This is a genomic window from Lentilactobacillus farraginis DSM 18382 = JCM 14108, assembly GCF_000583655.1.
Classification (GTDB): domain Bacteria; phylum Bacillota; class Bacilli; order Lactobacillales; family Lactobacillaceae; genus Lentilactobacillus; species Lentilactobacillus farraginis.
On record NZ_BAKI01000007.1, the window covers coordinates 17953 to 32530 of the forward strand.

The window sequence follows — 14578 nt, forward strand, 5'->3', positions numbered from 1 at the left end:
GGAGGGTTATCGACATGCAACTTAAGAAGAAACTACTTGGCTCATTCATTGCCGTGGCCGGTACCGCCTTATTGACTTTTGGCGGTTACGCAACTGTTAATCACACTGTCTTTCATGCAAACAGCGGCATTAGTTCTGCCCAACAGACGCCTGCCCCGCAAACGTTAACGGTTGACGGCACCAAATTAACGGCTTCAGTAACCAATTCGAATCCAAAAGATTACCAGCTTGATTATAATGACGATAATAATAATCGTCATGCAACCTTTGAAAAACAAACCTACGATGATTCCCAAGCGGCCGCAAATGCCCTTGATTATCTTGGCCAACAAGCCGGTACAAAGGATGAATTAAAAAACGGTAATGCTGCTGTTTCTCAGGGGACATTAGGCCACGTTTATACCCACTGGAATCAAGGCAACTGGTCAATTACTACCGTAACACCTTCACAGGCTGCCGGCGGTCCCAATCCAACGACCTTTGCCAATCAGGTCGCAAACCAAATCAAACAATCATCACTTCCTGTCAAGAATGTTAATCATGGTGCGATCGTGTTATACTCCAATAATGAACAAGAATTAGCCAATACGGTAAAATGGCAGGCAGATAATCACGTCTACCAAGTGGCAAGTGATCAACCAACCTGGCTATTCAACTCAGCCACAGTGCCAATTAAGGAGGATCCTCTATGCATCACAAGAAATTAATCGGTTTAGCTGCCGGATTACTTTTGGTAGTTGGCGCCTTAGCGGCTGTAATTCCAATAAACAGGGTCAGGGAAGCAACGACAACAGTTCTTCTTCCAAGGTTTCCAAATCATCCAAGGCCGATATGCAAAATTCAAGTAGTGACCAGGCGGCTTCAAGCACAGATCAATCACAGTCCAGCAGTCAATCAGCTGGAAGTAACACCGACAGCGCTTCTTCCAGCCAGTCAACAACCGGCTCCAGAATCAGCACCCTGAACAATCAGATTGCGCAAAAGTTGGGCAACGTTAAATTACCGAGTGCGGACGGACTCAGTTCAGGCAGTGCCAACTTAAACATTCGTTATGCCGGTAATCAAAATAACTATGCTTTTTACTATAGCGTTGGTAATCAAGCATTAAACTTAAATGATAGTGCTATTCAAAAAGAAAACGCCGTACGCGACTTTCCAAAAGAAAACCTACGCAACCCAAAGTCAAGCAGCTGCTGCAGTTGATTATTCTCAGGTTTCAACCAATAAAGGCCTGCCGAAAGTTAAATTAAACAGCAAAATTACCGGCTACGAAAATGCCGGCGGCGGTCAACGTTACATCGCCTGGAATGAGGGTCGCTGGTCAATTACCGTTCACGGCAGCGTCGTTAACAATACCGATCCCAAAAAGACGGCCGTCCAAGCAGCCAACCTGTTTGAACAGTACATGTTACCGGCACCTCAAAAATACGGTGCAATTGAATTTAATGTTCATTCATCAAATGATCATACCAGAGATCAAACCATTACTTGGCAAGACGGCTTAAGTGTTTACACCTTAAAAGCTGCCGATATGAATACAGCTATTCAAATGGCCGCTAGTGTTAAGTAACTTTTAAAGCATTGATAATCATGCACCATTAAAACGCAATGAAAACTTTAACGAGTTCATTGCGTTTTTGATTGCAGTCGATTTCAAAGATTAAGTTCCCAAAAAATAATTAACAGGGCGCATACAAATCAGTTACAAATCCATTAAAACATTGAGCAAATTCCTCGCAGCATGGTACAATTTTAAACAGAAGCTGGAGGGAGAATGTATATGATGAAAATAAATAAATGGCTGCGTGCGGTCATGATTTCGTGCGCAACAGCATTAACTTTTGGAATTGGGCTGGGATTTCAGTCCCAATCATCTCACGTCGAAGCGGCAACCACTACATACAAAATGGTATCAACCACTTCAATGACCAAGGCACCTTATCATAAAAAATCTTCAACGGGTGTCGTTTGGAATGCCTCACACACTAAGAAAGTTGCAACCTTAAAAGGCTATCCGTATACGACTTGGTACGCTACCAAGAAAGCCGTTCTTCAAAAGAGCAGCGGCTCCAAAGCAGTTTACTACCAAGTTAAAAACGGTGCGGGAACCGTGTCGGGATACGTCTGGCATAATTATCTAACGCCGGGTAAAGCACCCTTTGGCTTAAAATATGCCAAGGGCGCCGTTGCCTTGGATGTCAATACAAACGGTGTTGTCTGGTCAAAGGCTGCCAATACACCGCGGCCGATTGCGTCCGTTTCCAAACTGATGACACTTTATCTGGTTCAACAAAAGATCAGCAATGGCGGCGGTTCTTGGACATCCAAAGTCAACACCAGTAATGCCGGTCTTAAGAAATTGGGTAAAGACAGTACCTTTGGTGGCTTTAAGTTCACCAAGAATTCCTACACGGTTCGAGATCTCTACCTGGCCGCATTGATTGAATCTTCAAACAACGCTGCTATCGCCTTGGGCCAGTGGGTTGCCGGTGGTTCAACACCAGCCTACAACAAGAAGTTCGTTTCAATGATGAATGACCAAGCTAAATCATGGGATTTGGAAAACACGTCATTTGTTTCGGCATCCGGCATGGAGCAAAACAGCTTGAAGCCATTCGGTTACAGTATCGGTGGTGCAAACGCCAATATGGTCTCTGCAGCCGACGTTGCACAAATTGCGCGTCATTTAATTACCGACTACAATGACGTCTTAAAAGATGCTTCAATTGGTTCAATGAATCTGGACGGCCAAAAGTTGTACAATTACAACAACCTGTTACCAGGTCGCAAGTATTATCAAAAATCATTGAACGTCGACGGCCTAAAGACCGGCTACACCGATCCAGCCGGCTACTGCTTCGTGGGTACCGGTCGTAAAACCGGTCACGATCGAATCATCACGGTTGTACTCCACGATGAAAACGAGTTTACTGAAACTCGTTCGTTGATGAACTATGTTTATAATAAAAATCTGGCTTAACCGGAAATTTAATTGATTAATAATTTGAAAACAGCTATCGTGAATACCGAACAAAATCGGTACTTACGATAGCTGTTTTTGTTGGTCCTCCAAAAAAGTTTGATCTTGCTTATTTTACATTCAAAAAAAAATAGTGGTATGATATCAATAAATCTTAATGACATCATTAAATTATTATTGTTCAGGAGCTTCGTTTAATGCGGATCAACATCTTACAACATACGCCTAATGAAGGACCGGGTTCGATTTTAGACTGGTCCCAAGCTCATGGCCACCAAGCCTATATTTATCATCCCTATCAATTCGGCTTTTTACCAAAGGCAGCTGACACCGATCTGCTGGTTGTCTTGGGCGGGCCCATGAGTCCCAACGATGATCTCGACTGGATCAGGCAGGAACGTAACTTAATTAACGAGCTACTGGCTAAGAACGTACCAATATTTGGCGCCTGCTTTGGCGCTCAGCAAATTGCCAAGCACTGGGGTATCCAGTTACCAATGCACCGGTTAAAGAAGTCGGCTGGGCACCGGTTTATCTGAAAAGTCACGTTATCCCCGGAATCCCCGATAAATTACTGGCGCTTCATTGGCATCAGGAAATGTTTGAGGTTCCCAACGAAGCAACCCTGTTATTTTCCAGTGATCGGGTTAGAAACCAAGGATTCGTGATGAATCATCGTGTCGTCGGCCTTCAATTTCATTTCGAACCACAGTCGGATAACGTCAGGGAAATGGTGGTTAATGATTTTCCCTATATCAAGGGATCTGTTTTTAATCAAACTAAGGCAGACATTTTAAAAACCCCTGTCCCTGCAGAAAATAAAACCGTGATGTTTCATATTTTGGATTATATAACAGCAACCAGCAACCGCTAACCTTTTAGAATTTGATGCCAAGTGATTTTTATTTTGACCTTCATATTGACTTATTCACAGAAATAGCCTAATCTTCTCTTTGTGTAATTAATTCAAGTTTAATATCAAACCATGGGGGAATTAAGGGAATTATGTTTGAGAATAACAGTAATTATGATTTATTTCAGCGACTTCATCCACACGGCTTTTCTGAGGCTATGGTAGCCCATTATGCAAAGGATGAGTTAAAACGCCGGGCTGCGAATGGTGATGGTGAAGCCAAAATGCTGTTGGCAATCAGGGAAAGTGAACTTCGTGAAGAGGATCAGTCCATTAAACGCGGTCCCATTCAAAATATTAAGAATTCTGTACCAACTCTGAAGTTTATTTTCAGATTACGCTTAAGCTAAAAGATAAGCAGTTGAGATGATGAGTAGGTTCCTCACATCTCAACTGCTTTTTAATTGTTGAAGCGAAAAAGCAACTCAAAAATCCAAGTGACAACAGTTCGTCTTTAACGGACTGGCTTGCGTTTATTGCGCCGTTAAACCACCATCAACCACAAATTCAGAACCGGTTGAATAGCTGGCATCATCGGAAGCCAGGAATAAGACCATTTTCGAAACTTCTTCAGGCTCGGCCACCCGCTGAAGCGGAATCGCTTTTGCAAATTCTTTAATAACTGCTTCACTATCCCCTTGATGAATCATTGGTGTTGAAATAACACCCGGGTGAACTGAATTAACCCGAATACCAAAGTGAGCCAATTGTAAGGCAGCTGCTTTTGTAAAGCCCCGAACAGCAAACTTGGTATCTGTGTAGCCAACTGCACCGCCAACCAACCCGTTCATTGACGAAATATTGACAATGCTGCCAGAACCGTTTTGTTTCATTGCTTCAGCGGCATATTTGGTTCCAAGAAAGACCGATAATTGATTGATTTTAAAAATCTTCAAATAATCATCCGTTGTAATTTCTTCAAGTGATTTATTAAAGCTGATGCCTGCATTATTAACCAAAATATCCAGCTTGCCGAATTTAGTCAACGTTGTTTGAATCACATGCTTCCAATCGTTTTCACTGGCAACATCTTGTTTGACAAAAACAGTATCATGACCAAGTTCGTTGGCCAATTGGGTGCCCTTGTCCGCATTGATATCTGTGATGACTACGTGAGCATCTTCTTCAACGAATAACTTGGCGTGACTGGCTCCCATTCCCTGAGACGCACCGGTGATAATGGCAACTTTTTGATCTAATTTGCCCATAATAAAACCTCCTAAATATAGCGAAACCGGTTACTAATTCCAATTTCATTATATCGTGTCTTAGTCCTTGGCTTAAGTTATTTGTCTGGAAATTCTGGCTTAATCGGTTTAAAACTTTAAAACCAGTCGCTGCCTGACTTCATTTTTTTCCAAGGCTTTATGAGCCCAAGCTGCGTCATCAACCGACTTTTCAATAATGTCGTCATCCAGTAAAAAGCCGTCAACCATTCGTTGATTCAACAACTTGGCCGCGTCCGTGAATTGATCGACCGTTGCGTGGCTGAGAACAAAGCCACGAATTGCCTTATCGGTTGTATAGAACTTTCGAACGTTAAAGGTGAATTTATTGTCTTCAGGTGCCGTAATTAAACCAACGGTGCCCCGTTCGTTTAGCGCGTTAATGTTTTCCTGCAGGGCAACTTTTCCGGAAGTATCAACCACATAGTCAACGCCGGCTACGTCATTTTTTTCCAACTGCTTAGACAAGGACTTTCGATAATCCAACGCCAAGTCGCTGCCAAACCGATCCATCTTGTCAAAATCCTGCTCACTTGAAGTAGTCACAACCTTTAACCCCATTGTGTGCGCCAGCTGAACCAACTTGGTGCCAACGTGGCCGGCAGCCCCTTCGATTAAAATGGTCTCTGCGCTCTTAGCTTGAAAAACATGATTGATCAAAATGGCCGCAGTCGCTGACGAATGCACAGACGCTACCAGCTTAATCGGATCAACACCGGCTGGGATATGAAACAGCCGCTCTGCCGGCACAGCAACATAACGGCTGGTGGTTCCCTGTCGGCCATCATAACCCATACTGTTAGTCCAAACCTGGTTGCCAACCGCAAACCGATCCACATTGGCTCCCACCTTCACGACTTCGCCGACCGCGTCTCGACCAATGACAAACGGGAAATTTAATGCCGTCTTGTAGGAACCAGCCCTGACAAAGGTATCGACGTGGTTGACCGAAACGGCAGTCACTTTGACCAACACATCATTATTTTCAATTTCCGGTTCCGGTAGATCACCAATAATAATGTTCTTACTGCTACCGGTTGCTTTAATGTATGCTGCTTTCATTTTATTGTGCCCCTCTCTTATCATTGTTTTCGTCCCCCATTATATGCCGAAAGCCTTTTGGGTTGGTCAGCGACGCTTGTGCAATTAATTGGCACACCACAATTTAAAAATAAAAGAACCGGGTGCCATTTAACATTGGTCCGGTCCTTCTCAAGTGTCAACAATTCAAACAACAACTGCTTAATGTTTACTCATAAGCTTATTTATTCAGCCATCATCAAGCTAACGATACCCTAATAAATAAACTTACGAGATCCATTCGATCTTGAAAGTTTGCTTGCCATCAATTGAATGAACATTTTCAACATCCCCATTTACGGGCTTGTGCTTCATAATAAATCCAGGGTGCATATGATTCGTAAAATTAAATTGGTAGGCAATGCCTGCCTTTTCTTTTTTTGGCTTCATCACGCCATAACTGCCATCGGACAACTTCACAATTTGGTCATGTTTCTTCTTAGGATCTACATAAATTGTTGTCAATCCAAACACCTCCATTTTTATTATAGTCCGTGATAAGTAAATAAACCCATTATTTACAAATAATTTCTGTAATAAAAAAGGCCAAACCAAATTATTTTAGTTTGGTCCTTGGCAAGGGTCCTAATAAACCTCAAATTATATAAAAGCATTAATCCAATCTTGCAAGCCGCGATATCCCCAGTATCCCAGTGACATGACCACTACTAATAGCTGTTAAGCAAGTGATGCCAAAAACTCATCCACAACTCCTGAAAAGCTTTCTCCATCAGTTAAGTCTCCATTTTGAAAATAGCCTAATTGCTCTAAAATAATGTACCCATTTAATAAACTGCGAAAAGCTCTACTCTTAATAAGTAGCTCTTTGTTGGATAAGTTAAACGTTTCAAGTAATTTCAATATAATTTGATTATTTTTGCGGCCAATTTTTTCCAATTCAGCATTATTAAAACTTGGAACCGTGTTTAATAATTCATAAACATGCCGATATTCGTCAGCAAATTGCCGATAATCCATTGCATAGATTCGAAGTCCCTGACGACCGGACTGACCAATCAAATCTTCGGTTAGCCGTTTATTTAAAGTGGTGTGTAAATAAATGGCCGTTTGAACTTTTAAATCAGTGAGATTTTTAAAGTGATTGTATAGCGACGGCGTTTTGATTCCCAGCTTTTCAGCAAGTCTTGGAAATGTGGCCGCAGACAGCGTTATTTCATTAGCTAACGCAATATACACCTCGATAATCTTTTGATCTGTTAAATCTCTTTTTGTCATATTCAGCCTCCCTCTATACCTTAAAATATTGTAACACAGTCTAAAATAAACTACTAAAAATAGTTGACAAACTATTATTAGTAGTTTAATGTGTTGAATTATGGTAAAAGCTGATTTTAACCAGTCTAAATTTGCTAAAAATTTGAAGACCATATTAGAAAGGAATAATCGTGTAATGCTATTAAATCACTTGACGTTAAGTAAGACCGCATTGGTAACAATTGATTTGCAACGTGGCATCTTACTAGAAGGGCAATTCCAACCACATAATAATCAAAAAGTTTTAGCAGCATCAAACGAAATTGCATCTGCGTTAAAAAACACGGATGCCTTAATTTCATTGGTTAATGTTAATCCTGCTACCATTGGCTATCTTCATCCGTTTAAAGGTCGCCAAAATGAAGCCCCGAATTTCCCGGCTGACTACTCGGATTTAATGATGACAATTGCTGATGACGATACGCCTCAAAATGTTATTAAAGTAACCAAACACAATCCAGGCGCCTTTTTTGGTACCGACTTGGACCTGCAGCTTCGTCGAAGAGGAATTGACACCGTTATTCTAACAGGTGTTGTGACCAGCAACGGTGTTTACGCAACCGCTCTAGATGCTTTTCAATATGGCTACAAGGTTATTGTTATTGAAGATGCCTGTACAGACCGGGACAAACAATTACATGACATCTTTTTTAAAAAGATGATACCCAAAATTGCGCTGGTAGCTTCAAAAAATCGGATTTTGACAGAAATCAAAATAGCCGATTAGCAGTTAAAATCTATTCAAGACACTTTAATTTTAAAGGAGCGTTATTGTGAAGATCACAAAAAAACAGAAGCCGTTTAATTGGCATTTCCTGATGCCCTTGATGTTGGCAGCTTCCTTAAACCCGTTAAATAGTTCAATGATTGCAACCGCTCTGCCCAAAATCTCGGAATCCTTGAAGATTTCGGCAGGAACAGCAACCCTACTGGTTAGTATTCTTTATCTGGTAAGTGCGGTTGCCCAACCAACTTTTGGTAAACTGGCTGAGATTTTCGGCCCCCGGAAAATTCTAATTATAGGAAGTGGTTTTGCTGCCTGTGGTGGCCTTATTGGTGGCACAATCCATACTTTTATCAGTTTACTGATTGCCAGAATCTTTATCGGCCTTGGAACTTCGAGCGGCTATCCATCCGCAATGCTAATAATAAGCCGACGGGCAAACCACCTTGAGAATAAAACCATTCCCGGCAATGTTCTTGGCAATCTCCAAATTGCATCCATGGCAACGTCGGCTTTGGGCTTACCTTTAGGAGGTGTCTTGGTTGGCTTGTTTGATTGGCCGTCAATCTTCTACATTAATATCTTGATTGCAGTCATCATTTTAACAACCACCCTCGCCTGGCTGCCGGCTGACATGAAAACAGCTGATTTTAATAATAGTCAACTACTAAAACAACTTGACCTGCCGGGAATTGGGTTATTTGCGGCTACCGTTATCACATTGCTCGTATGGCTATTTAATCTGCCTACTTTTAATTTACCAATATTCGTGATCATGATGTTTTGCATCGTTAGTTTAATCATTTGGGAACGCCATGCCAAGGTGCTATTTTTTGATGTCAAATTTTTATGGCATCACCAAGATGTTGTCTTAACACTGATTCGAATCCTTTTATTAAGCATTTGTGTTTACACCATCATGTACGGTGTTAGTCAGTGGTTGGAAGCAACTCATGCTTCCTCAGCTGAAGTCACCGGACTACTTTTATTACCCATGAGTGTGGTTTCAGCTATCACCATTCCCCCGATTGCATCGCGAAACCTAGTCCGGCTGCCACTGATGGTTGCGACATTGGCATCATTGGTAGGATCAGTCGGATTGCTTTTCTTTTATGCCCAAACACCACTTTTATTTATCATTATTGTTACCACTGGTTTTGGCATTGTCTTGGGAGCTATGTCACAAGGCAGCCAGTTGGCATTGTATCTTCAGGTACCCGTTAAAATAATGGGGACTGCCTCGGGATTATTACGAACATTTGGCTATATCGGTTCCATTATGTCTTCTTCACTCATTAATATTGGCTTTCGTTCAGAGGCTACTACCTCAGGACTGCATTTAATTGCCTTTTTAATGATTATCGTTAGTTTAATTGTTGCAGTGATTACGATTTTCGATCAGTCTCTCAAACAGGCACGAAAAAGGTCAAAGGCTTAGCGGCATTAAAAGCCTGCTCAACAGAAAAATATTTTTTGCAAATTTTTCTAAAATTATCGGTAATTAAAAGCTTCACTCGTTAATGCCCAACAAATCAAACGGGCTCATATACCTGGTTTTCATAATAATATCGGAAATTATCGCGGGGCTTTCAGGATTCCCTTCCGCCAGCCAAACTTTGATGATACTCATTAATCCCGACACAATGATTTCATGGGCAAAATTATCCGGAATTTTCGTGGTCATTCCGGTCCGGCCTTTCAATCTAAATAAATCTGCATCAATAATTTTTGTTAACAGCAATTTGACCCGTTCTTCCAGCTGACCATCTCCCTTTGGACCAAGCAAGGCTCGAATCATATCAAAATTGCGATTAATATACTGAATTATTTTGTCAACGACCGGATATGTTTGTGGTTTACCAACCGCAACATTTTGATACTGCATGGTATCAGCCAAATTAGCTTTCATTATTTTTCGAATATCATTTAAAATTTGATTTTCAAAGTGATCGACCATGGCAAACTTATCCTGATAGTGTGCGTAAAAAGTACTTCGGTTAATTTTGGCATATTTCGTAATATCACTAACCGTAATGTGGTCAACCCCTTTTGTTTCCACTAAATAAATAAACGCCCTACGAATTTTTTCTTCAGTCTGAGCGACTTTTTGATGAACCGTCATTAATTGACACTTCCTAACTGTTTTGCTTATCATATCGTTTTTTAAATTTAAAATCAACATTATGTCGATTTTAAATCTTTTTTAGCAAAATCTATTTTATATTAAAATATGATAGGCCAGTTAAAAGCCGTGAATAACGAGTTTTAAACCAACACTTTTTAATTTTTTGCTGGTTGTCTTTCCCTAAGCAACCAAGTATTCTTTTTATAAGCAACAACGTGTTGATTTAAAAAGGGGAGGATTTTATGGCATACATTGAAGTACGTAATGAATCAAAAATTTACGGGAGTGGCGAGCAGGAAGTTCGCGCTAATGATAACGTCAACTTCACAATCAGCAAGGGTGAACTAACGGTAATTGTTGGCGCCTCAGGGGCTGGAAAGTCAACATTACTCAATATTTTAGGCGGCATGGATTCCCCTACCAAAGGGCAGGTTATTATTAACGGCAAAGATATTGCCAACTATTCCTCCCGAAAAATGACAACTTTTCGCCGTCGATCGATCGGATTTGTTTTTCAATTTTATAATCTAATCCCCAATCTGACGGCACTGGAAAATGTTGAACTGGCATCGCAAATTTCCCCTGATGCTTTAGACGTCAAAAAAGTGATGGCAGATGTTGGCTTAAAGCAACGGATGGCTAATTTCCCAGCACAATTATCAGGCGGTGAACAACAACGGGTGGCCATTGCACGGGCGATTGCCAAGAATCCCGAATTATTATTATGTGATGAACCAACTGGCGCTTTAGACTATCAAACCGGTAAAAGTATCTTGACGCTGCTTCAGAATTTTAGCCGACAGACCAAGAAAAACGTGATTATTGTTACGCATAACGGCATGATCAAATCCATGGCCGATCACGTTATTGAAATTGGGGATGGCAAAGTCAAACAAGATATTTTGAATTCCAAGCCAACACCAGTCGAACAGATTGAATGGTAGGTGAGCAAATTGAAAAAAGCCTTACGGAAAAATATTTTTAGAGAGTTCCGGTTTTCCTTTGCCCGCTTTATCTCAATTACTATGTTGCTTGCGCTTGGTGTTTTCGTTTTAATCGGTTTAAAGGTTACCGGTCCGGATATGCGGACAACCGGGAACAATTATTATACCGCGCATAAAATGGCCGATGCATGATCACCAGCAACACCGGTATTACCAAAGCCGATCAAAATTATATGCGCAAGCTGCCGCATATTAAAACAATTGAATTTGGGACCAGAAAAGACGCGGTTATTAAGGGAACTGACAAGAGCATCCGCTTATCGTCGAACACAACCAAGCTGTCTACCAATAAAGTTGTTTCTGGCCGTTTACCAAAGGAGTCTAATGAAGTTGCCCTTAGCAATCGTGAAAAAAGTAATTATAAAATCGGCCAAACAATTCAGCTGGTCAATAACAAAGGAAAGGCCAATATTTCAGGCCTGAAAAATACGACTTACAAAGTTGTCGGCTTTGTGACCTCCAGCGATTATTTAAAAAAGGAAAATCTGGGAGTTACTTCAGCCGGAACCGGTCAATTAGCTACTTTTGGGATTGTTAATAGACGCGCCTTCTCAAGCAAACAGCCAACCGTTGCCCGCATCAGTTATGACAACGTTCACGGTAACAGCTACTCATCAGCGTATGAAAATCAGGTTCAAAAAAACGTTGATAATACGGAAAAGCGTTTAAATGACCGGGCCAAAAAACGACACGCCCAGATAAAAGCAGCCGGATTGGCCAAACTGGATACCGCTCAAACCAGGCTTAATCAGCAAAAGCAGAAACTCAGCCAAACCAAAAACCAGCTAAAAGCCGCGTCGGCTCAGGCAGTTCAGCGTTCACAGCTAAAGGCAGCTCAAAAACAGGTTGCCGCCAACCAGGCTAAACTCCAGAAAGCCCAAAGCAAACTTACCACCCAGCGGCAAACACTAACCAATCTGCCGGCTATTACCTATCAGATTCAAAGTCGAAACGATTATAACGAAGGTTACAATCAATTTGGTGAAGACGCCAAACGAATCGATGTCTTATCCAATACTTTCCCAATCATTTTCTTTGCCGTTGCAATTCTGGTTAGTTTGACAACTATGTCTCGAATGGCCGAGGAAAAACGACAGGAAATCGGTACTTTACGAGCATTGGGCTATTCGAAATTCGATACACTGAAGATTTTCCTGATTTATGGAACAGCTTCCGGTCTTTTAGGATCGGCACTGGGAGCCTGGCTTGGAACCGGCCTGCTCCCAAGGAGGATCTTCGCTGCCTACGCCGCAAACTTCGTCATCCCCAACTTTCAAACACCACCATCCGGCTTTTGGATCAGTCTTTCAATTATCATTTCATTACTATGCACGATCGCGCCGGCAGTCTGGTCGGCCTTCTTAATGTTGAAGGATCAACCAGCGGTCTTAATGCTGCCCAAACCGCCAAAGTCGGGTTCAAAAGTGCTATTGGAAAGAATGCCGTTTATTTGGAATCACCTTTCCTTTAACTACAAGGTAACCATTCGAAACCTTGCCCGTTACAAAGAGCGGATGTTTATGACCATTCTTGGTGTACTGGGATGTACAGCACTGCTGATCACCGGTTTTGGTATTCGGGATTCGCTAAACGGCATTGTTGACACGCAATATAAAGACATTATTCACTACGATGTTATTGGTGTCTATAATCCGGATGCAGCTCAAAATAAAAAGGCTGACTACCTAAAAACGGTCGATGACTTGGCCGGTGTTAAACACGACACAACAGTTTACTACGAGTCCGTTACCTCTCGGCCTAAGAGGATTGATCATAATCAAAACATTTCAATGATCGTGCCTAAATCGACAACTAATTTCAATCAATTTGTAACACTCAGAAATCCAAGTACGAAAAAAACATTGCGGTTGACTGATAACGGTGTTGTGATCACCCAGAAACTTGCGACACTAAGTCATATAAAAGTCGGTGATTACTTAATGGTTAAAAATGCCAATGGTGACAAGCATCGGGTTAGCGTCTCCGGGATTACTGAAATGTATGCCGGTCACTCGCTTTATATGAGCCCAGCTTACTACCACAAAGTCTTTGGCCACAGTGTCAACTACAATGCCAAAATGCTAATGCTAAAGGATCGGTCAGCCAAAAATATTGATCGGGTGTCCCGCGAGTTGACCCGTCAAGATGCATCAATAACGGCTATTCAGTCTGATGACGCCAAAGCAACGATTAATAATATCCTGTCAGGTCTCAACCATTTGGTATTAATTATCATTGTCGCCGCATCAATGCTGGCCTTCGTTGTGCTGTTTACGTTGACCAACATCAACGTTTCCGAACGAATTCGTGAATTATCTACTATTAAGGTGCTTGGCTTTTATCCAATGGAAGTTGTGATGTATGTTTATCGGGAAACCTTCATTTTAAGTTTGGCAGGTGTCCTACTCGGCTTCATTGGCGGTGCCTGGCTGCATAATTACATCATGCAAACACTGCCGCCGGAAACCGCGATGGCTGATCTGACACTTCTGTGGACTAATTTCACCACCTCAGGGGTTATGACACTGATCTTCTCAATTATCGTCATGGCAATTATGGCTTATAAGATCAACCGAGTGGATATGCTGGGTGCTTTGAAATCGGTTGATTAAACCACCTAATTAAGTATTCAATTTCTATTCCCAGAACCAGCGCGAACTGCCTGTCAGGATAATCAATTCTGACAGGCAGTTCGCGGTTTGTTGGATCTATTTTAATTCGCCAATAAATAAGAATTTAACAACGATATCCGAGCTTTAATCTTTCAGGAATTAATAATCCGGTTAAATACAACCATGTCCTGCAACGTAATGCCATTTGAAACTATTGGACGCGCGTATTCTTTGAAAAATTTTTCCTGATACCGTAAAATCTGAAACCATTTTTTAAATAAAAATATATATTTTGGATATCAGCATCCCCAGTCCCCACAATTAACTGTTCAAGACTTTTAGGAGATTTACTTACAACAAACGAAATTAACTGTGTACCAATTCCGTTGCCTTGGTATTTTGGCAATACGGATATGTTTTTTATTTCTGCATTCCCTTTATCATCAAAAATCATCAAGAGTGCCGCAACAATTTTAGACTGAATTTTGGCAACAAAAATTTTTCCTAAGTTAAGATAACCCATTACTTTTTCTTTATCTTCATCACCGACTAACAATAACGGTAGCAGTGTCATCCGTTCCTGATTCTTAAATTCAAAATATTGGACATTCTCCATTCGGCCCACTTCCAATCAACTTA

General features: G+C 41.3%; 16 protein-coding genes and 1 pseudogene. 11 read left to right on the forward strand and 6 right to left on the reverse strand.

Annotated elements, in window-relative coordinates:
* Positions 1 to 14 precede the first annotated feature (14 nt).
* The 6 genes and pseudogenes from JCM14108_RS04205 (at position 15) to JCM14108_RS04225 (ending at position 4243) form a co-directional block, all read left to right on the forward strand.
* Positions 15 to 707, forward strand: a complete 693-nt coding sequence (locus tag JCM14108_RS04205) for a hypothetical protein (protein ID WP_237745703.1) — start codon at positions 15 to 17, stop codon at positions 705 to 707.
* Entirely contained in the window at positions 689 to 964 is a 276-nt protein-coding gene (locus JCM14108_RS15080) for a hypothetical protein (RefSeq protein ID WP_237745704.1), read from the forward strand. The genes JCM14108_RS04205 and JCM14108_RS15080 overlap by 19 nt, the downstream gene beginning before the upstream one ends.
* A 150-nt stretch (positions 965 to 1114) precedes the next feature.
* Positions 1115 to 1570: a hypothetical protein gene (locus JCM14108_RS15085; protein WP_237745705.1), complete on the forward strand. Its 456-nt coding sequence runs from the start codon at positions 1115 to 1117 to the stop codon at positions 1568 to 1570.
* A gap of 213 nt (positions 1571 to 1783) precedes the next feature.
* Complete coding sequence (locus tag JCM14108_RS04215) at positions 1784 to 2980, forward strand: D-alanyl-D-alanine carboxypeptidase family protein (protein ID WP_035178698.1); 1197 nt, start codon at positions 1784 to 1786, stop codon at positions 2978 to 2980.
* A gap of 197 nt (positions 2981 to 3177) precedes the next feature.
* Positions 3178 to 3854 (forward strand): annotated as a pseudogene (locus JCM14108_RS04220) (type 1 glutamine amidotransferase).
* 131 nt (positions 3855 to 3985) lie between these two features.
* Positions 3986 to 4243: a hypothetical protein gene (locus JCM14108_RS04225; RefSeq protein WP_235807057.1), complete on the forward strand. Its 258-nt coding sequence runs from the start codon at positions 3986 to 3988 to the stop codon at positions 4241 to 4243.
* A gap of 123 nt (positions 4244 to 4366) precedes the next feature.
* On the opposite strand, the gene JCM14108_RS04230 is transcribed toward JCM14108_RS04225, so the two are convergent.
* From JCM14108_RS04230 to JCM14108_RS04245, 4 genes are all read right to left on the reverse strand, one after another.
* On the reverse strand, positions 4367 to 5101 hold the full coding sequence (locus JCM14108_RS04230; RefSeq protein ID WP_035178619.1) for a glucose 1-dehydrogenase: 735 nt from the start codon (positions 5099 to 5101) through the stop codon (positions 4367 to 4369).
* A gap of 108 nt (positions 5102 to 5209) precedes the next feature.
* Positions 5210 to 6181, reverse strand: coding sequence for an alcohol dehydrogenase catalytic domain-containing protein (locus JCM14108_RS04235; protein WP_035178620.1), 972 nt, complete (start codon positions 6179 to 6181; stop codon positions 5210 to 5212).
* Between the two features lie 246 nt (positions 6182 to 6427).
* The gene (locus JCM14108_RS04240) at positions 6428 to 6673 is read right to left on the reverse strand and encodes a hypothetical protein (RefSeq protein WP_235807061.1); all 246 of its coding nucleotides are present in this window, start codon (positions 6671 to 6673) and stop codon (positions 6428 to 6430) included.
* A gap of 204 nt (positions 6674 to 6877) precedes the next feature.
* Positions 6878 to 7435, reverse strand: coding sequence for a TetR/AcrR family transcriptional regulator (locus JCM14108_RS04245; protein ID WP_035178621.1), 558 nt, complete (start codon positions 7433 to 7435; stop codon positions 6878 to 6880).
* Between the two features lie 175 nt (positions 7436 to 7610).
* On the opposite strand from JCM14108_RS04245, the gene JCM14108_RS04250 reads away from it, so the two are divergent.
* Together JCM14108_RS04250 and JCM14108_RS04255 are read left to right on the forward strand one after the other, a co-directional pair.
* Positions 7611 to 8201, forward strand: a complete 591-nt coding sequence (locus tag JCM14108_RS04250; protein ID WP_035178622.1) for an isochorismatase family protein — start codon at positions 7611 to 7613, stop codon at positions 8199 to 8201.
* 46 nt (positions 8202 to 8247) lie between these two features.
* Positions 8248 to 9636 carry an MFS transporter gene (locus tag JCM14108_RS04255; protein ID WP_051996006.1) on the forward strand — a complete coding sequence of 463 codons (1389 nt, stop codon included), beginning with the start codon at positions 8248 to 8250 and terminating at the stop codon, positions 9634 to 9636.
* A 72-nt stretch (positions 9637 to 9708) separates the two neighbouring features.
* Here JCM14108_RS04255 and JCM14108_RS04260 read toward each other — a convergent pair whose 3' ends face one another.
* On the reverse strand, positions 9709 to 10320 hold the full coding sequence (locus tag JCM14108_RS04260; protein WP_035178625.1) for a TetR/AcrR family transcriptional regulator: 612 nt from the start codon (positions 10318 to 10320) through the stop codon (positions 9709 to 9711).
* A gap of 245 nt (positions 10321 to 10565) precedes the next feature.
* On the opposite strand from JCM14108_RS04260, the gene JCM14108_RS04265 reads away from it, so the two are divergent.
* The 3 genes from JCM14108_RS04265 to JCM14108_RS04270 are packed head-to-tail and all read left to right on the forward strand — an operon-like array spanning position 10566 to position 13939.
* A complete protein-coding gene (locus JCM14108_RS04265; RefSeq protein WP_035178627.1) occupies positions 10566 to 11267 on the forward strand; it encodes an ABC transporter ATP-binding protein in 702 nt (233 codons plus the stop codon).
* Between the two features lie 9 nt (positions 11268 to 11276).
* Positions 11277 to 11459: a hypothetical protein gene (locus JCM14108_RS15090; RefSeq protein ID WP_237745706.1), complete on the forward strand. Its 183-nt coding sequence runs from the start codon at positions 11277 to 11279 to the stop codon at positions 11457 to 11459.
* Positions 11456 to 13939, forward strand: a complete 2484-nt coding sequence (locus JCM14108_RS04270) for an FtsX-like permease family protein (protein WP_237745707.1) — start codon at positions 11456 to 11458, stop codon at positions 13937 to 13939. The genes JCM14108_RS15090 and JCM14108_RS04270 overlap by 4 nt, the downstream gene beginning before the upstream one ends.
* 211 nt (positions 13940 to 14150) lie before the next feature.
* Here JCM14108_RS04270 and JCM14108_RS04275 read toward each other — a convergent pair whose 3' ends face one another.
* A complete protein-coding gene (locus tag JCM14108_RS04275; protein WP_051996007.1) occupies positions 14151 to 14555 on the reverse strand; it encodes a GNAT family N-acetyltransferase in 405 nt (134 codons plus the stop codon).
* Between the last annotated feature and the right edge of the window lie 23 nt (positions 14556 to 14578).